Raw genomic sequence first — 22,017 nt, 5'->3', positions numbered from 1 at the left:
TACCTCTATAGGTTTTGAACGACTAGGTCGCCTACTTCGCTAGTCGAGTATCCCATCTTTCCCGCTGAAAGGCTTTTTAGCTTTTCTCCTGTTACTTTCATTACTGATTTCTCGATCATGGCTGCTGCTTTTTCTTCGCCCAGATACTCGAGCATCATGCCACCTGCGCAGATAGCTGCGAGCGGATTGATCACGTTCTTGCCAGTGTATTTTGGCGCTGAGCCGCCTATTGGTTCGAACATGGAGATGCCCTCCGGATTTATATTCCCACCTGCAGCAATACCCATGCCGCCCTGGATCATTGCGCCCAAGTCAGTAATAATGTCGCCGAACATATTATCTGTCACAATAACATCAAACCACTCGGGGTTTTTTATCATCCACATGCATGTTGCGTCTACATGCGTATAGTCTGTCTTTACATCCTTATATTCCTTTGCTACGTCATCAAACGTCCTCTGCCACAGATCCCATGCATATGTTAAAACATTTGTCTTACCGCAAAGTGTAAGCTGCTTCCTCTTATTTCTCTTTTTCGCATATTCAAACGCAAATCTGAGACAGCGCTCAACACCTTTTCTTGTATTATGAGATATCTGGAGCGCGACTTCATCCTTTGTGCCTTTATTCTTGAATTCGCCGAGCCCCTTATATAGCCCTTCTGTATTTTCTCTTACCACTACAAAGTCTATATCCTCAGGGCCTTTGTCTTTCACAGGCGTCCACACACCTGGATAGAGTTTTACTGGCCTTAAGTTTATATATTGGTCAAAATGAAACCTGAGTTTTAAAAGAATTCCCTGTTCCAGGATACCTGGCTTTACCCCAGGATGGCCTATTGCGCCGAGATATATGCCGTCTACCTTAGAAAGCTCCTTTAAAACAGAATCAGGCACGAGCTCTTTGGTCTTTAAGTACCTGTCTCCGCCCAGATCATATTCTACGGTCTCGTATTTAAAACCTGTTTTCTCAGCTACTGCCTTCAAAACCTTTAATCCTTCTCTGATAACCTCTGGCCCTGTTCCATCTCCTGGGAGAACTGCTATTTTATGCACTTGGAACCCCTCCTTTTTACCTGTCCGCCGAAGCCTTGGCGAAGGCGGATCCATTTTAGAAGCCCGCCTGATGAAATTATTTCCTGTATAAATCCGGAAAGCGGTTGAGTTTCATATTGCTTGTCTTCTGTTAGATTTAAAACTGTGCCTTTATCTAAGTCTACCTCCAGGTAGTCTCCTTCTTTTATATCTGCTGTATCTTTTATTTCAATTATCGGAAGTCCCACATTGATCGCGTTTCTGTAAAAGATCCTGGCAAAACTCTCTGCTATCACACATGATACGCCTGCGCCTTTTATAGAGATCTGCGCGTGCTCTCTTGAAGAACCACAACCAAAGTTTTTGCCTGCTACGATTATATCGCCCTTAGAGACCTTTTTGGAAAAACCCGCATCAATGTCTTCCATACAATGTTCTCCAAGCTCTTTAGGGTCCTGCGTGTTGAGAAAACGAGCGGGTATGATCTCATCTGTATTTACATCGTTGTCGAATTTCCAGACCTTACCTTTAAATTTCATCAGGATGAGCTATCCTTCCTTTTATTGCGCTGGCCGCAGCTACAGCTGGGTTCGAGAGATAGACTTCGCTCTCAGGATGCCCCATTCTGCCGCGGAAGTTTCTGTTCGTGGTGGCGATTGCGCGTTCGCCTTTTGCTAAAATACCCAAGTGTCCGCCAAGACATGGCCCACAGCTGGGCGTTGAAAAAACACCGCCTGAATCAATAAAGATATCTGCAAGGCCTTCTTCCATTGCCTGTACATATATCTTTTGTGTAGCCGGTATGATTATCAGCCTGACTCCTGAATCAACCTTTTTGCCTTTCAAGATCTTTGCAGCTATCCTCAGATCACTTATCCTGCCATTTGTGCATGAGCCGATCACTGACTGATCTATATTTATTTTCTTAAACTTGCTCACAGCCCCGGCATTGCTAGGCAAATGCGGCGCAGAAACCTGCGGCTCGATCTTACTAACATCATATTCCCGCGTCTCACAATACCTGGCGTCTTTATCACTCCTTGTCCCTTGTCCCATGCCTGCCCCGTACGAAATCTTTGATTTTCGTATGGGGTCCCTTGTCCCTGACGCTAGGCAATATTTAATAGTCGCATCATCCGCCTCAATAATCCCAGACTTCCCACCAGCCTCGATCGCCATGTTACACATCGCAAATCTATCATCCATTGGTAGCCTTCGTATGGCCTCGCCTGTAAATTCCATGGCCCTGTACAATGCGCCATCTACGCCAATATCTCCAATAGTGTGTAAAATAAAATCCTTGCCGCCTGTCCATTTTCCAGGCTTGCCATAATAAATAAATTTCATGCTCTCAGGCACCTTTAACCATACGCGTCCTGTTATGAAACCTGCTGCAAGATCCGTAGAGCCAACACCTGTTGAGAATGCGCCAAGTGCTCCATACGTACAGGTATGAGAATCAGCACCTATAATGAGTTGGCCCGGCCCGACAAGTCCCTGCTCTGGCAAAAGCACGTGCTCCACACCCATGCGGCCTATTTCAAAATAGTTCTCTATATTATGCTTTCTGGCAAATTCCTTAAGGATCTTTGCCTGGTCCGCGCTCTTCTTATCCTTGGCAGGCGTAAAGTGATCAGGTACAAGCGCGATCTTTTTTCTGTTAAAAACTTTCCTGGCTCCGGCAGACTCGAATTCCTTTATGGCAATAGGCGCGGTAATATCATTCCCAAGCGCCATATCAATCTCTGCGTAGATAAAATCCCCAGGCACGATAGATTTCTTGTCAGTATGCTTCAGTAATATTTTTTCAGTAATTGTATATGACATAATATGAAATTTTAAATATCTTTGGCACACTGAAGTGTGCCCTACAGCTGCTATAAGCTGCTATTGTGTGACCTACATATTTGTCGCAAAGGCCTTTGCCTTTAAATATCTTTTACCAACGCCGTCTCTTCGCAATCTGGAAATTTCACGCACCTGATGCACTCTGACCAGATCTTATGTGGCAATTCTGAATGCTCTACCTTCTTAAACCCAAGTTTCTCAAAAAATTTAGGTACATACGTAAGTGCGAATACGCGCTTTACCTTTAATTTTTTAGCATCTTCAAGGCCCGCATCAACCAGGGCTGTGCCTATTTTCTGTTTCTGCTTTGACTCTACTACAGCAAGGGATTTTATTTCAGCAAGGTCTTCCCAGCTGATATGAAGCGCCACGCAGCCTGCGACCTTTCCATTCTTCTCGTATACAAAAAAATCCCTGAGATTCTCATAGAGCTCATTTACAGAACGCGGGAGCATCTTGTCCTTTTTTGCGTAGAAGTTTATAAGCTCCTGTATCTCTTTTACGTCATTTATGACAGCTTTTCTTATCATCTCACAATACCGTACCTTTTGGTATGACGACTATGCCTGAATCCGTAACAGTAAATCTCTTCTTATCTTTTTCCAGGTCAAAACCTATTTCCATCTTCTGCGGGATCTTAACATATTTATCAATGATCGTCCGCTTGACTTTAGCATGCCTACCTATCTCCACACCTTCCATAAGAATAGAATCCACCACTTCTGAAAAACTGTTTATCCTGACATTAGGTGAAAGAATACTCGAATTGACCTTACCGCCGCTTATTACGCAACCATTGCAGACTAGTGAATTCAATGCCATGCCTATCCTTTTTTCATTACCTTGCGCAAACACAGTTTTGGACGGGCCGAACTGTTTCTGGTAAGTCCTGAACGGCCAATCCTTGTCATAAAGATTAAAACGCGGCAGGATCTTCACGAGCTCCATATTGGCCTCGTAATATGCATCTATGTCTCCGACATCGCGCCAGTATTTTGGTTCATTTTCTTCTTTATGCGCGAAATTATAAGTGTAGATCTTATATTTCTTGAGCATAATAGGTATAATGTCTTTGGCAAAATCATGCGAGGATTTTTTATTCTTTGCGTCCTCGCATAAAACATTCTCCAGGACCAGCCTGTTAAAGACATATATGCCCATTGACACAAATAGATCCTTTGAACCCTTAAATTTAGCTGCCTCAGGGCCGGGTTTTTCTGTCAATTTTACCAGCCTCGATTCGCTATTGATCTCGCACACACCAAGCTTGGCCGCCGTCTCAGCAGGCACCTGCACAACACCCAAAGTAACATCCGCGCCTTTGGCCGCATGAAAATCCAGCATGTCTTTATAATCCATCTTATAGACATGGTCTCCAGCGAGTATTAAAACGCGATCCGGCTTCTCATCCTCGATGGCATAGATGTTTTGGTAAAGAGAATCAGCTGTACCCTGATACCAGCTCTCATCAAGGCGCTGCTGAGCAGGTATGATATCTATATATTCTCCCAGCTCGCCATTCAAGACATTCCATCCTCCAGAGATATGTCTTGTAAGCGAATAGGACTTGTATTGTGTAAGCACATGGATCCTACGCAATCCAGAGTTTACGCAGTTAGAAAGCGTAAAATCTATGATCCTATATACCCCTCCGAAAGGCACTGCTGGCTTGGTCCTCTCTTCTGTAAGAGGAGAAAGCCTCTCGCCTTTTCCACCAGCCATTATAAATGTAAGAACCTTTTCCAAATCAACCTCCTATTATAGAAGCAATATTATATAACAAATCTATTCAAAATGCAAACTACTAGAATGCAATAATTTCTTGGTATATTCGTGCTTTGGATCCCTAAAAATCTCCTCGCATAGACCTGTTTCCACAAATCTTCCTGATTGCATCACCATAACCCTGTCACAGATAGACGCTATTACTCCTAAATCGTGACTTATAAATAGATATGTAAGATTTTTTGTCTTTTGAAGATCCATTAAAAGATTCAAGATTTGCGCCTGGATAGAGATATCAAGGCTCGACACAGGTTCATCGCATATGATGAACTCAGGGTCAGTTGCCAGGGCCCTACCAATGCCGACCCTCTGGCGCTCTCCGCCAGAAAGTTCAGACGGGAGGCGCTTTAGATAGGTTTCGCCAAGTCCTACCATTTCCAAAATCTCTATCACACGAGCCTTTCTCTTTTTTCTGGAAAAATTCTCGTGAATCATAAGAACCTCTTCCAGAGTCTCTCCTGTCCTCATGCGTGGATCTAAAGACGTGTATGGATCCTGGAATATCATCTGCAGATTCTTTCGCATCCCTCTCATTTGCGACTTAGATACCTTTAATAAGTCCTCATTTTCATAGAGAACTCTTCCTTCCTGTGCATCTGTAAGCCGCAGGATCGACCGGCCGAGTGTGCTCTTGCCACAACCTGACTCACCCACCAAGCCCAGTATCTCACCTTTAAACACAGAAAAATCCACGCCATCAACAGCAGCGACCTTGTGTTTTGGAAAGACTTTTTTTAGATTACTTACCTTTATTAGCTCCATCCAGTAAAAGCTCCTTTGATCTGATACAGCGCGAGAAATGCTGCTCAGAAATACTTTCCAGCTGCGGCTCTTCTCTTGCGCACTTGTCTACTTTAAATTTACACCGAGGATAAAACTTGCACCCCTGTGGTAAATCAGAAAATAAAGGTGTCCTACCCTCGATCACATTAAATTTCTTCTTTCTGTGCTCAAGAGACGGGATCGAATCTATTAAACCCATTGTATATGGGTGACTGGGCGATGAAACTATTTTATCCCTCGGCCCTTGTTCCGCAACTCTACCTGCATACATTACAGCTACTCTATCAGCAAGCCTGAAGACTGTCTTTAAATCATGCGAAATAAATAAAATAGAAAGTCCCATCCTTTTCTTCAGCCCCATTATAAGATCTAGTATCTGATTTTGGATAGTTACATCCAGGGCTGTTGTAGGTTCATCCAGGATGAGTAGGTCCGGCTTTGACGCAATGGCCATGGCTATCATTACACGCTGCTGCATGCCGCCTGAGAGTTCATGAGGATAGATCTTTTTGCCGATTATTTTACCAAGTCCGACACTTTCTAAAATCTCGGGAATCCTTCCTGCATCAGACAGGCATTCCTTTAATTGATCATAAACAGTAAAAACAGGATTGAGTGAACTAAACGGATCCTGAAATACATATGAGATCTTCTTGCCTCTGATCTTTCTCAATTCCTCAGGATTTAGAGTCATGACATCTCTGTCTTCCAATAAGATCCTGCCTTTCTGAATAGGTATCAGCCGAGTTATAGCAAGTCCAACAGTAGTCTTGCCGCACCCTGACTCGCCCACAAGACCCACGCACTCCCCCTTCGGGATATCCAAGTCAAGTCCTCGCACAACCTCTACCCCACTATATTCAACCCTCAAACCCTCTATCCGTAAAAACATGCCTATTTTTCCTCAACTTTACTCCTCCTCTGTAGGCCAGGTTTAAACCTGGCCTACAGAGGAGGAGCCTGGCTAAACTGTCAACTTAAGTCTTTAAAAGTTTCTCGCGAAGGCCTTCGCCGAGAAGGTTATAGCCTAACACTGTTATGAAAATCGCCAGGCCTGGGAATAGCATCATCCACCAGGCTGCGCCCATTACGGATTTGCCCTCACTCAAGATGTTGCCCCAGCTTGGCGTGGGTGGCTGCACGCCTATGCCCAGGAAGCTCAGACTCGACTCCACTAAAATCGCAGCTGCGATGCCAAGGGTGATGCTCACGAGTACAGGCGCCATGGCATTGGGGATCAGGTGCTTTACGATGATCCTGAAGTCACTTGCGCCGATCGCCCTCTCAGCGTATATAAAATCCCTTTCCTTTAAACTCAATATCTCTGCCCTGATGAGTCGCGCAACACCCATCCAGCTCGTAATGCCGATTATAAGCATAATGTTCACTATACTTGGCTCTAAAAGCGCGATCACAGCTAATATTAGAAAAAATGTTGGGAAACAAAGCATGATATCTACAAATCTCATGATCAAGAGATCCACCCACCTGCCGTAATAGCCTGCGATTGACCCCAGTAAAATTCCAATAAGCGCAGAAATACCCACTGCTATCAGGCCGACCAATAAAGATATGCGCGTGCCATAAACCATGCGGCTAAATAAATCCCTGCCCAGACTATCAGTACCAAAAAGATGCGCCTTTGACGGCCCTATAAGAATATTTTCAATATCAATCTTGCCAGGATCATAAGGTGCAATAAATGGCGCAAGGATTGCTATTATTGCAAAAAAGGCCACAATTACGATTCCAAAAATCATTAATTTATTCATACTTTATCCTTGGATCAACTGCTGCGTAAGAGACATCTGCCAGGAGATTTCCTAATAAGGTCAGTGCTGCGCCAATCACTAAGACTCCCATAATCACAGGATAATCCCGAGCCATTACTGATTCGTAAAAAAGTCTGCCCATACCAGGGATGCTGAAAATCGATTCAAATATAACACTGCCGCCTATAAGGCCTGGCACTGATAATCCTAAAATAGTCACGACTGGCAAAAGCGCATTCTTTAGAGCGTGCTTATAAATCACATCTTTTTCCTTCAGACCCTTTGCCCTTGCAGTCCTGATATAATCCTGTTTCAAGACATGCACCATGTTACTGCGCATATATCGTGAGATCCCAGCAAGGCCTCCGAATGCTGAAACAATAACAGGCAGGATTAAATGCCGCGCAATATCAATCACCTTCTCAACAAAATTAAACTTATCGAACTCCAACGACTTTATGCCTGAGACAGGCAAAAGCCCCCACCGCACACCTACAAGATCCATAAGCATCAAGCTCAGCCAGAAAGTAGGTATGGCAAAACCAATGAACACGAACACTGTCATTGATCTATCATAGAAACTTTTCTCTTTTACTGCAGAGCTCACGCCTATAGGAATAGCGATCAATAAGATCAAGATCATTGATGCAAGATTTATGCCAAGCGTAACTGGTATGCGCTCACCTATCTTTTTAATGACTGGCCTTGAATCAACAAAAGAAACACCGAAATCAAATCGCAAAAGCCTTTTGAGCCAATCTGTATACTGCACATGAATAGGCTTATCCAGCCCATACAAAGTCATCATCCTCTGCCTGGCCTCGAGCGAGACCTTTGGATTAAATTGCGTCTCCATGTCAGTGGGCTTACCTGGCGCAAGATGTATCACTGCAAAGGTAATTATGGTTATACCCAGGAGAAGTGGAATTAGCCCTATTATTCTACGAAAAATATATTTAATCATATCCTGCCGAGGCTGGACCTCGGCTTTTAACGCGCTATCTTATGTATTTCTGTTCGCTTTTCGACACGTACCACTCTATGAAATTATGGCCAATGCCTGCTGCGCCGACCTCAATGCCTTTAAACCTGCCATGAATAATAGGCAGACTGTCTGGAACGTATAAAAATAGATACGGCTGCTCCTCGTAAAGGATCTCATGGATCCTGTGATAGATCCTTGCGCGTTCGTTTTGATCAAAAGTGCGGCGGCCTTCTAAAAGCAACCCATCCACCTCTTTATTTCCATACCCAACAAAATTAAATTCGCCCTCTTTTGTCTTTGACGAATGCCAGATATCATACATATCAGGGTCCTGGCCAAGGCCCCAGCCTAAAAGCACAGCTTCAAACCTGCGCTTGTCAATAAATTCACTCACAAAAGAACTCCATTCGATTATCTTTATCTTAAGCTCAATGCCTACTTCTTTGAGCCTGCGCTGAATAATCTCAGCTGTCATCCTGCGCTGCTCATTTCCCTGATTTGTAACAACAGTAAATGAAAATTTCCCGCCATCTTTTTCTAAAATCCCGTCACCATCTCTATCCTGCCACCCAGCTTCCTTCAAAAGCAGCCTCGCCTTATCAGGATTATAACCTATGGCCTTAACATCCTTATTGTATGCCCATGACTCTGGCAAAAAAGGTCCTGTTGCAACCCTACCAAGACCCAGAAGTACGCCGCGAATAATCTCTTCCTTATCTATTGCATAATTTATTGCCTGCCTGACCTTTAGATCCTGAAACCTCGGATCCTTTAAACTGTATCCCAGATATGTATAACCAAAACTCGGAAAGCGAAACTTTTGAAAATCTTCTTTGAAAAATTTTGTCTGTGTCTGGCGGCTGAATTGTAAAGGCGTAAGCCCAATATAATCTACGCCCTCTGAGCGCAGCTCCAGAAACATGGTTGCCTGGTCAGGTATGATCCTGTAAATATATCTATCAATATGCGGCCGCCCTTCAAAATAATCATGATTCGAGACGAGCTCAAGTCTCTCTCCTGTTTTCCAGAGACTAAATTTATATCGCCCTGTGCCAATGGGCGATCTTGAAAATTCTGTTTTATTTAGATCCTCTTTCTCAAGCAAATGTCGCGGCATAATATTCATGCCCCAGCTCGAAAGGCCTGGCGAGAACGGCTCTTTATACGTGACCTTTAATCTATAGTCATCCAAGACATCGAATTTCTCAACCATCTGAAAATCACCGCTATACGCTGTCCTTACATTCGGATCGATCAGGCTTTTATAAGTAAATTCCACATCCCTTGCTGTAAAAGGCGCGCCGTCGTGCCACCTTACACCTTTTCTTAAATAAAATGTGATCTCAAGCCCGTCTTCTGAGACATCCCATGTCTCAGCCAGGTCTCCGACTAAATTCAGATCCTTATCGTATTTCACAAGGCCATTGAATACAAGTCCACAGATCGCGCCTGACGCAGAATCAGACGCTAATATAGGAATGAGTGTGCGCGGCTCGCCAATGGAGCCAGCCACGATCGCATCCCCATAATCAGGCCTGAATCCTAAAAGACCTAACAATAAAAACAAAAGGGCCGCCTTTTTAAAGACGGCCCTTATAATTTTAAGCATGTCCTCATGCATAATTAAATTAGACCTTATTCAGCTTCCTCTTGCGTCTGGTCTGGAGTTATAGTAGTTGCCTCTGCTTCTGGCTCTGCAACACTAACATCAACTGTTGTTGTTTGCTGGGGTACTGACACAGGCGCAGGTATATTAACCTTATCTACGACAGATTTAGACCTGCGGCTCGAAATAATCGCAAGAGTCAGACACGTTACTATAAATGCGACTGCGCATATAGCAGTAAGCTTTGAAAGTACATTTGCGCTCTTTGTGCCAAACATGCTCTGCATCTGCGAACCACCGAATGAATCAGCCAGACCTCCGCCTCTTCCCGCCTGCAAGAGTATTACCAGTATCAAAAAGATACTCGCGATTACATGTATAGTAATGATCACTCCGTACATTTTGCCTCCTTATAAAACAGCGTTTTTAACTATTTCCGTGAATGAATTTACATCAAGGCTTGCGCCGCCCACCAGCGCGCCATCTACATCTTCCTGCGACATAAGATTTGAAATGTTATCAGGTTTTACGCTTCCACCATACTGTATCCTGACTTTCACAGCTGCCTCTTTAGTATAAGTGCGCTCTATAAAATCCCGGATAAACTTATGCGCCTCCTGCGCCTGCTGCGGCGTGGCAGTCCTTCCTGTGCCAATTGCCCACACTGGCTCATAAGCTATGACAATACGCATTACCTCATCCTTCTGAAAATCCTTTAAGCCCCTTGATAGCTGCTTTTCCAATACTTCAAATGTCATGCCATTGTCCCGTTCCTCAAGCTTTTCGCCAACACACATTATAGGAACCATGCCATGTTTTAGCACGATCTTGAGCTTTTTATTTACATCTTCATCTGTCTCTCCAAATATATGCCTTCTCTCAGAATGGCCTATGATCACATATCTGCATCCAGCATCCCTTAGCATATTGGGCGAGATCTCTCCTGTAAAAGCACCCTCTGCCTCCCAATACATATCCTGCGCCCCCAGCATTATGCTCGAGTCTATTATCTCATCATGTATTTTACTGAGCGCTGTAAATGGAGGACATATCACAACATCTGCCTCTGAAAAAGTATAGAATTTTCTCTTTAACCCTACAGCCACATCCATGGCCTCTTGTACAGTCTTATTCATCTTCCAGTTTCCAGCAATAATCGGTCGTCTCATCTATATCTCCTATTTGTCGTTGAGTGCTGCGATACCTGGCAGCACCTTGCCTTCCATGTATTCTAATGACGCTCCGCCTCCTGTGGAGATGTGCGTCATTGCATTCTCTAATCCAAACTTTGATATTGCGCTTGCTGTGTCGCCTCCGCCTATGATCGTGATTGCCTTATCAAGTCCTGCAACAAATCTTGCCACATCCTCTGTGCCTCTTGCGAATTTCGATATTTCAAATATTCCTAAAGGCCCGTTCCATATGATCATCTTGGCATTGCGCAATTCTTTCTTAAATTCATCCACTGTCTTGGGTCCGATATCAACACCCATCCAGTTAACTGGTATGGTCTCATCTACGACCTTGGTGTTACTATATGCATCGATCTTGTCAGCGATCAAATGATCCACAGGCAATAATATCTTTACACCCTTTGCCTTTGCCTTTTCTATCAGTGACTTTGCAACATCTATCTTATCTGCCTCTAGCTTGGAATTTCCTATCTCTTTACCCTCTGCCTTAATAAATGTATAGGCCATGCCGCCACCAATAAGAATCGCATGCACCTTTTCCAAAAGATTCTCGATCACCATGATCTTATCTGATACCTTTGCGCCGCCCAGTATTGCCACAAATGGCTTTGGCGGATCAGAAAGGGCTTTATCAAAATACTCAATCTCCTTGCCAAGTAAAAATCCTGCAGCAGAGATCTTTATAAATTTTGTAACGCCTTCTGTAGAAGCATGAGCCCGATGAGCAGTACCAAACGCGTCATTTACATAAACATCGCCCAGCGCAGCAAGTTTCTTTGCAAAATCAGGATTATTCTTTGTCTCCTCAGCATGAAACCTGAGATTCTCAAGCAAAACCACATCTCCGACCTTCATGCCAGATACAACCTTTTTTACATCAGCGCCAACACACTCATCCAGTTTCTTAACAGGCTTACCTAAAAGCTCAGAAAGCCGCTCAGCAATAGGTGTCAGTCTCATAGAATCAACTACCTGCCCCTTAGGCCGACCAAGATGGCTCATCAAAACCACCTTTGCGCCCTGCTCCACAGCATATTTTATAGTAGGCAGCGCTGCGCGTATACGAGTATCGTCAGATATCCTCAAATCCTTATCCAACGGCACATTAAAATCCACCCGCATCAAAACCCGCTTACCCTTAATCTCAATATCCTTTATAGTCTTCTTATTCATGGACAAACTCCTCCACCCTTAATAAGCTATTATTTATAGCATAAATATGTGTGGGATGCAACTGAAAAGTAGACAAAACAGTCATTGTCTGTTTTGTCTACTTTAGCTAATCATACCACGATCAGTCTTATGGAAAATTCGAATTCTTCTCCTGCGCCTAGTTTTATGTTCCAGATCGGGAAAATGCACAGGGACTGGTAGCTCAGGCTGTACGCGCGTTCTGATTGGGAGACTGTGTGGACTGGAAAGTGCCAGAACTTGTCTGGCTTTTTGGAAAATATAAAATCAAGCTCCAGCGCGCCTTGCGCATCCTTTACAGAAAACGCATTGCCGGATCTTACGAACTTATCAGTCTCGCCGCCGGGCATAGCTATGTTTAGCTCTGTGCCAAAACATGTATTGATTCTAGAGCTACTCTTATTCTTCAAAGTGTAAACAATCCCCACTTCTTTAGCAGACGAAAGAGAAACCGCCTTCATAACCTCTATTGATTTATCTCCGAGTTTTCCTGTGCGCGACAAAAGAACTCTGCCTTCTTCTTCCGCAACATTATAGCGGCCCTCTGCAAAATCTCCATCATCAGCATAATTACAATCCGCAAAATCATTCTTCTCCAGATCCTTATCTATAAAATGATCCACCAGGCACGCCCTCTTGAACTTATCATAAAAAATCCCCTTCTTGATCCTGGGATCCACCTTCTTAATAGCCTCTTGGATCGCGAGCGGCTCAGTGACCTTATTATTGATCCTTTCCAAAATCTTCGTATGATAAGATTCTTTACGTCTTGCAAGCGTATTTACAAAATTAACTGACCTTGGCTTATAGTCCAGTTCCCTTATAACGCCTCCGCTCGCAGGATCTATGCATAGAAAAAAATCCTTGTTCTCGCAGATCACAGTGCTATTGCCATCATTGTAAAAATCAATATCCCTTGTATTGACAGAGCCATTTTGATATGTTTCCTCTACTTCGTCGCAGATCCTGTCCGCATTTATAAGATGCTCGTACACTGCGCCCCTTAAATGATGCATGTAGATCCCACCAAATACACCGTGCCAGTACGGGCAATTAGTCTGGCCTTTATATAATTCCCTTCTCGCCTCTATAACCTTATTCCTGTTAGCTTCAAAGTGCGGGCTATTAACCAGGCCTGTGACCCTCTCGCTTATAAGCGTCATTCGCTTGTGCATCTGATTTGACTCAGGATAGCGCTCTAAATAATTCATCCACGATCCATTTGCCCACTCCATCATCTCCTCATAAGATGCCTCTGGGACATGGAGCTCTTTTAGGGGCTGGAATAGCGACAAGTAATCAGAAAACCTGATCGTCTCTATCCACTGTTGATTCCTGGTAAGGCTTTTAAAAAAACTATCCAGCCAGCCTTTTTTATACACCCAGTCATGCGTATAAGGCCATTCCCCGAATTTCTCAGCATCATCCCCATAGATGAATAGCGGTGCAGTCTTTTTCCTTGCAATGTCCCTGAAGTAATCTATTGTATCGCGGGGCGGCCTGAAAGGTATTATGTAACGAAGAGCCTTGTCTGAAGGAAATATAGCGATCTTTGTATCCTTGTCCTGAGTCATGAAATACCCGTATAAATCATCCTCGCTAACGCCTGCTTTTATTAGATGCGCGTCATCTAAAACAGCATACTTCATGTTGCACTTAGCTAGATCTGGTATTATCTCAGGAGACCATACCCTTTCCGGCACCCACAAGCCAGTTGGCCTTTTTCCAAATCTATTCTCAAAATACCTTGAAAGCATCTCTATCTGGCCAACCCTATCCTTCTGCGGTATTGCCTGTAGTATAGGCTCGTAATATCCTCCTCCCATGATCTCCACCTGACCGCGATCAATAAGAGCTTTGACCTTATCCAAAAACTCAGGATGCGCTTTCTCAAAATAATCCAGGAGATTACCAGAGAGATGCAGGGACATCTTTATATTAGGATACTTAGAATAGACCTCCAGAAATGGCTTATAACACTTCTCATACGCCCGCTCCAAGATCTCACTAAAATTCCCAACAGGCTGGTGAAAATGCAGACCTAAAGCAAAATAAACTTTATTCATGATGGTTTATTATAACATAGATGGACAAATGTGTCGAGAAATGAACCTCAAAATTTATAGCGGGTCAGGGCTCTTTTTCCTGATTTTTTAAGGATTTTATGTTTGACTCCGAATAAGAGGTCGCGACTGGCTGTAGCTGTTGAAATATTCTTATGGAAAATCAGGTACTCTTTTCTTGAGAAACGACGTTTATGAAAATGGCTTTTGGCTAAAGCAATTCTCGTCTCTATGGTCTCTGCCTCGGGCCTAAGTTCTGCAAAAAATTCCTTGGCTGACTGGTGAATGGCCGCTAGTATAAACTCGATAAACTTGGTACAAGTGCCCGTCTTATCAGCTTCTGATAAAACTTGATAATACCCTTTCTGCTTCTTCTTGATTATTGACTCAATAGGGATATATTCGAACATAGGATGATAGTCTAAAAGAATAGCTGATTGCCATAGCCGGCCCATGCGTCCATTGCCATCAGTAAATGGATGGATAAACTCAATCTCATAATGAAAGACACTGGACTTTACTAAAGGGTGAATATCGGATTCTTCTTTTAGAAATTGAAAAAGTTCATCCATGAGCTTAGGCACAAGCTGAAACTTAGGAGCAACATGCGCTACTTTTTCACCCTTGAATATACCGACATTACTGTTTCTTAACTCTCCTGCATCTTTTACTAAACCACGCGTCATGGTTTTATGCGCGGATAGAAAAGACTTGATGTTATAGATACGATAGCTTCGCAATACATCATAAGCCTTAATGGCATTTTTTGCCTCAAGGATATCTTTTGCAGGCCCGATAACCCTTTTATTATTTAAAAGGTCTGTGATCTGGTCTTCTGTAAGGCTATTGCCTTCGATGGCTAAAGAAGATTGGATGCTTTTAATACGGCTGTGCCTACGAAGAATGGGTTGTGGCCTTGGCTGCTTTAGACCCTCATATTGCCCTAAAAGACGGGTAATACGCGTGCATAGGTTAAGGATCTTTAAAGTAACTTCAAATACCGGTCTCATACTATATATAGTATCATATGATACTATCATAGTCAAGGGTTATTTTGAGTTTAAGAGTTTAGCGTATAGCTCTTCATACTTCTCAGCGGATGAGGACCAGGAGAAGTCGCAGGAGAGAGAGTTTTGGAGTAAAGCGCTCCATGAGGGTTTGTCTTTGTATAGGGATGTGGCTTTTTTGATGGCGGATAACACCGCATCCTTGGTGGCGTGTTTGAATTTGAAGCCGTTGCCTTTTTTTGTGGCAGGGTTAAAGTTTTCTACAGTGTCGTCCAGGCCACCGACTGCTCGGACAACTGGGACTGTGGCGTATTTCATGCTGTAGAGTTGGTTCAGGCCGCAGGGCTCGTATCTCGATGGCATGAGGAACATGTCGCTTCCTGCTTCTATTTTGTGCGCGAGAGCATTGTCAAAATCTATTTTTGCGCCAACGCGGCCCTTGTAGCGTTTTGCAAGATCCTTAAAGATATTATTGTATTTCTGGTCACCAAATCCCAGGAGCACAAAATCTACACCTAGATTCAGCATCTCCTCCATGCTGTCTGCCACTAAATCAATGCCCTTTTGCTCAGCAAGACGCGTAATCATTCCAATAACAGGTCTCTCAGCGCTATACTCTATGTCAAATTGCTTTAAGAGATCTTTTTTGCATTCTACTTTGCCACTTAAATCATCCTTACTATATTTTTTAATAATAAGATCATCTGTCTCTGGATTCCATATGGAATAATCTGCACCATTTACTATACCGTAAAGGTCTTTTTTCCTCGTCTGCAAAAGCCCGTCCAGGCCACATCCAAATTCCTGAGTCAGGATCTCACGGCTATAACCTTTACTCACTGTGCTAAGAACATCAGAATATATAATGCCTGCCTTCATAAAATTAAGCCTGCCCCAGAACTCCAGCCTATTCATCGTGAATAAATTCTTAGGAAGGCCTAAGACCCGCATGACTTCTCGATTAAAAAGGCCCTGATAAGCCATATTGTGTATTGTAAAAAGGATTTTTACGATGAGCTCTTTGTGAAAGAGCCTGATGTAAAGCGGGATAAGCGCTGATTGCCAGTCATTGCAATGAAGTATATCGATTTTTCCAATATGAGGAATGGACGCAATAACAGACTTTGCAAAAAATCCAAAGCGCAGCGCATTGTCAGGATAATCGCCCTGCGGCGTGCCGTATAACTGATCCCTGTCAAAATACTCGTCCTTTTTTATAAAATATACGTTAACGCCCTCGTGATTCAAGAAATAAAGCTCAAACCCTTTTTCTTTTTTAAAAAGCTCGGGCGTAAATCCACTTTCTTTTACGCATTTATAAAACGGGAGTATGATGCTGCAGGTGTGGCCTTTTTTGAAAAGCGCAACAGGGAGGGCTGCCGCTACATCGGCAAGCCCTCCTGTTTTTGCAAATGGAAATACTTCTGATGATACGAAAAGGATATTCATGATATTAATGTTGTGAGGGTTGGGGTGAGTTGTGGGTTGTGAGTCGAGTTATGAGTTATGTGGGTGGGGTTAGAACTCACTACCCATCCCCACAACCCGACACACAACACACAACCAACCCTCACAACTCACAACAAACATTTACTACAATCCCTTATTAGCGATGAACTCGATAAGGTCGACTACTCTTGAGGAATAGCCCCATTCATTGTCATACCAGCTCAGGACCTTTACTAGTCGCTTGTCGATTACAATGGTAAGCGCTGCGTCGACTATGGAAGATTTTGGATTGCCATTGAAATCTTTGCTTACGAGCGGCTTGTCACAATATTCCAAAACCCTGCTAAGTTTTCCTTCAGCTGCTTCCTTAAGTACCCTGTTAATCTCTTCCTTGGACGCGTCCTTTTCTACCTCGCAAACAAGGTCCACCAAAGAAACGTTTGGCGTAGGTACCCTTATGGCAAGACCATCCAGCTTACCTTTTAGCTCAGGTAAAACCAGCCCCACTGCCTTTGCCGCGCCAGTAGTAGTCGGGATCATTGAAAGCGCTGCTGCGCGCGATCTTCTTATGTCTTTATGCGGCAGGTCAAGTACCTTCTGGTCATTAGTATAAGAGTGTATCGTAGTCATGAGTCCTCTTTTAAAACCAAAATTCTCTATGAGGACCTTTGCTACAGGCGCGAGACAATTCGTCGTGCACGATGCATTTGAGATCACATGATGCTTTGCGGCATCGTACATGTTTTCATTGACGCCCAGCACGATCGTGATGTCTTCATTCTTTGCCGGCGCAGTGATGATGACCTTTTTAGCGCCTGCCTGGATATGCTTCATTACCTTTTCCTTGTCCTTGAATACGCCTGTTGCCTCGATTACTACCTGCACACCCAATGCCTTCCACGGGATCTCTGCTGGATCCTTGTGATTAAGGATCTTGATCTCCTTGCCATTCACAACGAGCATATCGCCCCTTGCTTCCACAGTCACCTTCAGCTCTCCCATGATGGAATCATACTTCAAAAGATGCGCGAGTGATGTTATTGGAATAGGAAGATCATTTATTGCTACAAAATCAATGTTTCTGTTTTCAACTGCGGCACGAAAGACATTCCTACCTATCCGGCCGAAACCGTTAATACCAACCTTTACTGCCATGTTAAGCCTCCCTTAAGTGTTTTGCTGCGAGTTCTGGCGACGTCGGATTTATGTAAAAACCTGATCCCCATTCAAAACCAGCAACGCTTGTTAGTTTTGGCATTATCTCTAGATGCCAGTGAAACTCCTCATTGATGCCATCCCTGATCGGAGCAGTGTGTATTATAAAATTATAGGCTGGGTCTTTCAAGACCTTTTTTAATCTCATAAGTGTGTCCTTTAAAATACTTGCCATTGCGCCAGCCATAGTATTATCTATTGATGTAAAATTCTGATCATGCTTTTTCGGCAATATCCATGTCTCGAACGCAAAACGCGGCACAAACGGGCAGAACGCCACGAAATGTTTATTCTCAGATATGACCCTTAGCTCATCCTGGAGCTCCTGAGCGACCATGTCGCAGAAAACGCACCTTTCTCTGTAACCAAAATAAGTGGACGCGCCTTTTAATTCTTCCTTGACCCTTTTTGGAATGATCGGGAGCGCCACGATCTGGGTATGCGAATGCTCCAGGGACGCGCCTGCTGATGAGCCGTGATTTTTAAATATCAATATGTACCTGAATCTCTCGTCTTTTTCCAGCTCAAGCGAGCGCGAGCGATATTCAAGTATAACATTCTGTATCTCTTTTTGCGTAAGATCAGCCAGATCTTTATTGTGGTCGGGGTTTTCTATGATCACCTCGTGGGCGCCAACGCCGCTTGAGAGATCATATATGCCTATGCCGCGATTTTCAACACTGCCTTTTGTATCCAGGGCAGGAAATTTATTCGGCACTGTTCTCACAGACCAGCCAGGTGTATCAGGTTTTGTCCTGGGTTTTCTTACAGCATGGATTTCAGGCGGGGTCATGGCTTCATTGCCTGTGCAAAAAGGACAGGTCCCGCCTTTTTTTATCTGCGGCTTAAGGTCAAACTCTTCTGGCTTCTTAGGCTCAGAGATATTGACAATAATCCATCTTCCTGTTATCGGGTCGCGTCTTAACTGACTCATTTAAATTTTTGTTTCCCGTAAATATTTCGCTGCGTCTTCTGGCGGAGTAGAATTGATATAAAATCCAGACCCCCATTCAAAGCCAGCAACCTGTGTTATCCTTGGAGTAACTTCTATGTGCCAGTGATAATCGTCTTTTATTGTATGCCAATAGCCAAGCCTTTTAGTATGCCTAAAGGGTGCCGTATGCAGCATATAATTATACGGCGGGTCGTTTAAGGCCTTGGAAAGCTTGGCAAATACTGTCTTAAATACATCAGCAAGGTCTCTGACTTCGTCTTTACTTATATTTACAAAATCTGAAGAGTGTTTTTTCGGCAATAGCCACATCTCAAAAGGAAATCTTGAGGCAAAGGGCGCTATGACCAGCATAGTCTTTGTATCCATTACAACCCTTTCGCCGCTCTCCAGCTCCTGTCTTATAATGTCACAGAATATGCATCTATCTTTAAATTTATAATAAAATCGCGCGCCGCGGAGCTCTTCTTTTACCCTTGTTGGTGTAACAGGTGTGGCAATGATCTGCGAACGCACGTGCTTTGTAGTCCTGGATCCGCCTGCCCTTAGCCCATGATTCTTGAAAAGCAGACAATATTTAAGCTTTTGGTCCTTTCCAAGCTCTGTGATGCGGTTGGCGCTTGCGCGTATTACAAGCTCTATCTGTTTTTTGGACAATTCATGAATATCTGTGAAATGCTCAGGTGATTCTATTATTACCTCGTGCGCGCCTACAGGGTCCATTACATCGTACATGCCTATGCCGCGCCTATCAAGGCTACCGCTTACATCAAGTCTCTGAGATATGCTCGGCACCACGCGAACATCCCATCCAGGTCCATCTTGCTTCGAGCCCTTCTTTCTCACTGCAAAAACTTCTGGAAGCGTATCATGCTCATGGCCTTTACAAAACGGACAGGCCTCCTCTACTACCTCAGTATGAGACACCTTAAAATCGCTAGGCCTCTTTGCCCTCTCAGTAGAGATAATAACCCATCGCCCAATTATAGGATCTTTGCGTAATTCCGGCATATTTAAGGTTTAATTATAACATAAAACGTTATCTACACAATGAAAAAATAGCGCCAATAGTCAATTCTTTGTGGCCTGCGATAAATTCTTCTACGTTCATGCGGCGTTTTGACTCCAGTTGCAGTTCTTTTATATTGAGAATGCCTTTTCCAGTGCCAACTGATATGTATTCCTTTGTAATTTCTAAGATAGTGCCTGGCTTCTTATCGCTGGACTCGGATCGTACACTAGCCTTGTATATTTTTAATATCTTTTTATCTAAATGCGTAAAGCATCCAGGCCATGGCACAAATGCGCGGATCCTATTGTAGATCTTTTCAGCGCTCCAGTTCCAATCAATAAGTCCATCTTCTTTTTTCAATTTAGGCGCGTATGTAGCTTTGCTGCTATCTTGTTTTTCAAAATCAATAGAACTCCCTAAACACTTTAATAAAACCTCAGCGCCTTTTTTGGAAAGTTTTTTTGACAGTTGAGTGGCATCTTCATCTTTATTGATCGAAACTGCCTCTTTTAAAACAATATCACCCTCATCCATCTTCTCATTCATCTTTATAATGGTAATGCCTGTCTCTTTCTCAGCATTGGCAATCGCCCAGTTTATCGGCGCCGCGCCGCGATACTTTGGTAAGAGTGACGCATGCACGTTCAATGCGTAGAGCTTGGGCACGTCCAGTAACTCCCTGGACAAGATCTGTCCGAAACTCACAACTATAAAAAGATCCGCCCCAAGACCCTTCAAATACTCTATTGATTCTTTGGAATTTACATCCTCTGACTGAAAAGTCTTGATCTTTAGCTCATCTGCCTTTATCTTTACAGCTGTAGAAGAAATCTTCTGCGACCTGCCTTTTTTTCTATCAGGCTGTGTCACTACGAGCGCAACATCCAAACCCTCCAGAACAGGCACTGCAAATTCTGAACTTCCGAAAAATACGATCTTCATAGTTCCATACACACCTTTGACCCAAGCTGCTTTATTAGTTTCTTTCTCTTTAAAATCCCGATACGATCTATAAAAAGTATGCCGTCCAGATGATCGATCTCGTGCTGTATGATCCTGGCAAGAAGGCCGCCGGCCTCCATCTTTATTTGCTCTCCATCTATATTCAGTGCCTCTACTGTGACAAACTCTGGCCTCACTACATCACTTGTTACATCAGGCACGCTAAGGCATCCTTCGCAAACACGGGACCTGCCTTTTTTCTTAAGTATCTTGGGATTAATAAATACCAGCGCCTGCCCGCTACCTTCTACATCTAAGACAACTATGATCCGCTTACTTATGCCTACTTGTGGCGCAGCCAGGCCCACACCATTGGCAGCGCCCATTGTCTCGATCATATCGCGGCTAAGCTTGCGCTCAGCATCGCCTACTCTCCTGACAGATGCTGCCTTTTTCCTCAATACCTTATCTGGATATACCTTAATCTCTAACTTTGCCATGTTTATTGATTTTAGCATATATATTGCATCTTGACAATCATATAAGCTTCCTGTAAACTTGTGCTATATGGCTGACGGAATCAATCAACATGACCTGAAAGAATTCTATAATAAAGGAACTTTGGCGTTTGAGAAGAAGAATTACGAATACGCCATTGAGATCTTTTCTCAAATACTCTTATCAAAGTACGATCACTTAGAGGCACGGCACTATCTGCATCTCTCGCTAAAGAATAAGCTCGGAGACAAACCCCCATCATTTATCACAACCGCAGTGACTACCATCAATAGGCTCATTGGCTTCTTGTCTAGTGAGGCCATGCTGAAAAAAAGTAAGATCTCTGAGGCGCTTGAGGCGCTTGAGAAGATCATTGCCTCAAATCCAAATGATACTGAGACTTTAAAAAAGATAGCTGATGTGTTTTATAAAAATAATCTTACTGCAAATGCCCTCCAGAACCTCGAAGAGGCAAAGGCCATCAATGCAAAAGATATCAGCATATTGAAAAGACTGGGTGAGATATATTCAAAAAAAGAAGATTACAAAAATGCAAAATCAAACTACGAAGCTGCCCTCAAAATAAATCCTCAGGATACTGAAGTCCTAAAATCCCTAAAAAATCTCGATGCCCTCGGCACTATTCAAAGAGAGTTTGGCAGCTAAAAGCCGAGGCCCAGCC

General features: G+C 43.5%; 22 protein-coding genes. 1 reads left to right on the top strand and 21 read right to left on the bottom strand.

Translation table 11 applies throughout. The annotated features are described in order from the left end of the window. Positions 1 to 5: 5 nt before the first annotated feature. The 21 genes from P9L93_07165 to def form a co-directional block, all read right to left on the bottom strand. Positions 6 to 1,109: a 3-isopropylmalate dehydrogenase gene (locus tag P9L93_07165; protein ID MDP8230863.1), complete on the bottom strand. Its 1,104-nt coding sequence runs from the start codon at positions 1,107 to 1,109 to the stop codon at positions 6 to 8. Then, entirely contained in the window at positions 1,043 to 1,573 is a 531-nt protein-coding gene (locus P9L93_07160) for a 3-isopropylmalate dehydratase small subunit (GenBank protein MDP8230862.1), read from the bottom strand. The genes P9L93_07165 and P9L93_07160 overlap by 67 nt, the downstream gene beginning before the upstream one ends. Next, positions 1,563 to 2,861 (bottom strand): 3-isopropylmalate dehydratase large subunit, encoded by a 1,299-nt coding sequence (gene leuC / locus P9L93_07155; protein MDP8230861.1) that lies wholly within the window; start codon positions 2,859 to 2,861, stop codon positions 1,563 to 1,565. Before leuC ends, P9L93_07160 begins: the two co-directional genes overlap by 11 nt. Before the next feature lie 101 nt (positions 2,862 to 2,962). Then, positions 2,963 to 3,412, bottom strand: a complete 450-nt coding sequence (locus P9L93_07150; GenBank protein ID MDP8230860.1) for an N-acetyltransferase — start codon at positions 3,410 to 3,412, stop codon at positions 2,963 to 2,965. A gap of 1 nt (position 3,413) precedes the next feature. Further along, entirely contained in the window at positions 3,414 to 4,628 is a 1,215-nt protein-coding gene (gene glgC, locus P9L93_07145; GenBank protein MDP8230859.1) for a glucose-1-phosphate adenylyltransferase, read from the bottom strand. Between the two features lie 39 nt (positions 4,629 to 4,667). Continuing rightward, positions 4,668 to 5,429, bottom strand: a complete 762-nt coding sequence (locus tag P9L93_07140) for an ATP-binding cassette domain-containing protein (GenBank protein ID MDP8230858.1) — start codon at positions 5,427 to 5,429, stop codon at positions 4,668 to 4,670. Next, a complete protein-coding gene (locus P9L93_07135) occupies positions 5,407 to 6,342 on the bottom strand; it encodes an ABC transporter ATP-binding protein (GenBank protein MDP8230857.1) in 936 nt (311 codons plus the stop codon). Before P9L93_07135 ends, P9L93_07140 begins: the two co-directional genes overlap by 23 nt. Positions 6,343 to 6,427: 85 nt before the next feature. Beyond that, a complete protein-coding gene (locus P9L93_07130) occupies positions 6,428 to 7,222 on the bottom strand; it encodes an ABC transporter permease (GenBank protein MDP8230856.1) in 795 nt (264 codons plus the stop codon). Beyond that, the gene (locus P9L93_07125; protein MDP8230855.1) at positions 7,215 to 8,186 is read right to left on the bottom strand and encodes an ABC transporter permease; all 972 of its coding nucleotides are present in this window, start codon (positions 8,184 to 8,186) and stop codon (positions 7,215 to 7,217) included. The genes P9L93_07130 and P9L93_07125 overlap by 8 nt, the downstream gene beginning before the upstream one ends. 34 nt (positions 8,187 to 8,220) lie before the next feature. Beyond that, complete coding sequence (locus P9L93_07120) at positions 8,221 to 9,816, bottom strand: peptide-binding protein (GenBank protein ID MDP8230854.1); 1,596 nt, start codon at positions 9,814 to 9,816, stop codon at positions 8,221 to 8,223. 26 nt (positions 9,817 to 9,842) lie between these two features. Continuing rightward, the gene (gene secG, locus P9L93_07115) at positions 9,843 to 10,214 is read right to left on the bottom strand and encodes a preprotein translocase subunit SecG (GenBank protein ID MDP8230853.1); all 372 of its coding nucleotides are present in this window, start codon (positions 10,212 to 10,214) and stop codon (positions 9,843 to 9,845) included. Positions 10,215 to 10,223: 9 nt separating this feature from the next. Continuing rightward, positions 10,224 to 10,982 (bottom strand): triose-phosphate isomerase, encoded by a 759-nt coding sequence (tpiA, locus tag P9L93_07110; GenBank protein MDP8230852.1) that lies wholly within the window; start codon positions 10,980 to 10,982, stop codon positions 10,224 to 10,226. A 9-nt stretch (positions 10,983 to 10,991) separates the two neighbouring features. Continuing rightward, positions 10,992 to 12,179: a phosphoglycerate kinase gene (locus P9L93_07105; GenBank protein MDP8230851.1), complete on the bottom strand. Its 1,188-nt coding sequence runs from the start codon at positions 12,177 to 12,179 to the stop codon at positions 10,992 to 10,994. A 110-nt stretch (positions 12,180 to 12,289) separates the two neighbouring features. Then, positions 12,290 to 14,263, bottom strand: coding sequence for a DUF1926 domain-containing protein (locus P9L93_07100; GenBank protein MDP8230850.1), 1,974 nt, complete (start codon positions 14,261 to 14,263; stop codon positions 12,290 to 12,292). Positions 14,264 to 14,310: 47 nt separating this feature from the next. Continuing rightward, entirely contained in the window at positions 14,311 to 15,300 is a 990-nt protein-coding gene (locus P9L93_07095) for a Fic family protein (GenBank protein ID MDP8230849.1), read from the bottom strand. Positions 15,301 to 15,309: 9 nt separating this feature from the next. Next, a complete protein-coding gene (gene glgA, locus P9L93_07090; protein ID MDP8230848.1) occupies positions 15,310 to 16,716 on the bottom strand; it encodes a glycogen synthase GlgA in 1,407 nt (468 codons plus the stop codon). 144 nt (positions 16,717 to 16,860) lie between these two features. After that, the gene (gene gap, locus P9L93_07085) at positions 16,861 to 17,871 is read right to left on the bottom strand and encodes a type I glyceraldehyde-3-phosphate dehydrogenase (GenBank protein MDP8230847.1); all 1,011 of its coding nucleotides are present in this window, start codon (positions 17,869 to 17,871) and stop codon (positions 16,861 to 16,863) included. 1 nt (position 17,872) lies between these two features. After that, positions 17,873 to 18,865: a galactose-1-phosphate uridylyltransferase gene (gene galT, locus P9L93_07080; GenBank protein MDP8230846.1), complete on the bottom strand. Its 993-nt coding sequence runs from the start codon at positions 18,863 to 18,865 to the stop codon at positions 17,873 to 17,875. Further along, on the bottom strand, positions 18,866 to 19,894 hold the full coding sequence (locus tag P9L93_07075) for a galactose-1-phosphate uridylyltransferase (protein ID MDP8230845.1): 1,029 nt from the start codon (positions 19,892 to 19,894) through the stop codon (positions 18,866 to 18,868). 28 nt (positions 19,895 to 19,922) lie between these two features. Further along, positions 19,923 to 20,837 carry a methionyl-tRNA formyltransferase gene (gene fmt / locus P9L93_07070; GenBank protein ID MDP8230844.1) on the bottom strand — a complete coding sequence of 305 codons (915 nt, stop codon included), beginning with the start codon at positions 20,835 to 20,837 and terminating at the stop codon, positions 19,923 to 19,925. Beyond that, positions 20,834 to 21,337: a peptide deformylase gene (gene def / locus P9L93_07065; protein ID MDP8230843.1), complete on the bottom strand. Its 504-nt coding sequence runs from the start codon at positions 21,335 to 21,337 to the stop codon at positions 20,834 to 20,836. Before def ends, fmt begins: the two co-directional genes overlap by 4 nt. 67 nt (positions 21,338 to 21,404) lie before the next feature. Here def and P9L93_07060 point away from each other — a divergent pair, with 67 nt between their 5' ends. Continuing rightward, on the top strand, positions 21,405 to 22,001 hold the full coding sequence (locus P9L93_07060) for a tetratricopeptide repeat protein (GenBank protein ID MDP8230842.1): 597 nt from the start codon (positions 21,405 to 21,407) through the stop codon (positions 21,999 to 22,001). Positions 22,002 to 22,017: the final 16 nt, after the last annotated feature.

The organism is Candidatus Gorgyraea atricola, assembly GCA_030765235.1.
GTDB lineage: Bacteria > Omnitrophota > Gorgyraeia > Gorgyraeales > Gorgyraeaceae > Gorgyraea > Gorgyraea atricola.
The sequence above is the reverse complement of the archived record's forward strand: the minus strand, read 5'-3'. Positions and strand labels throughout refer to the sequence as shown.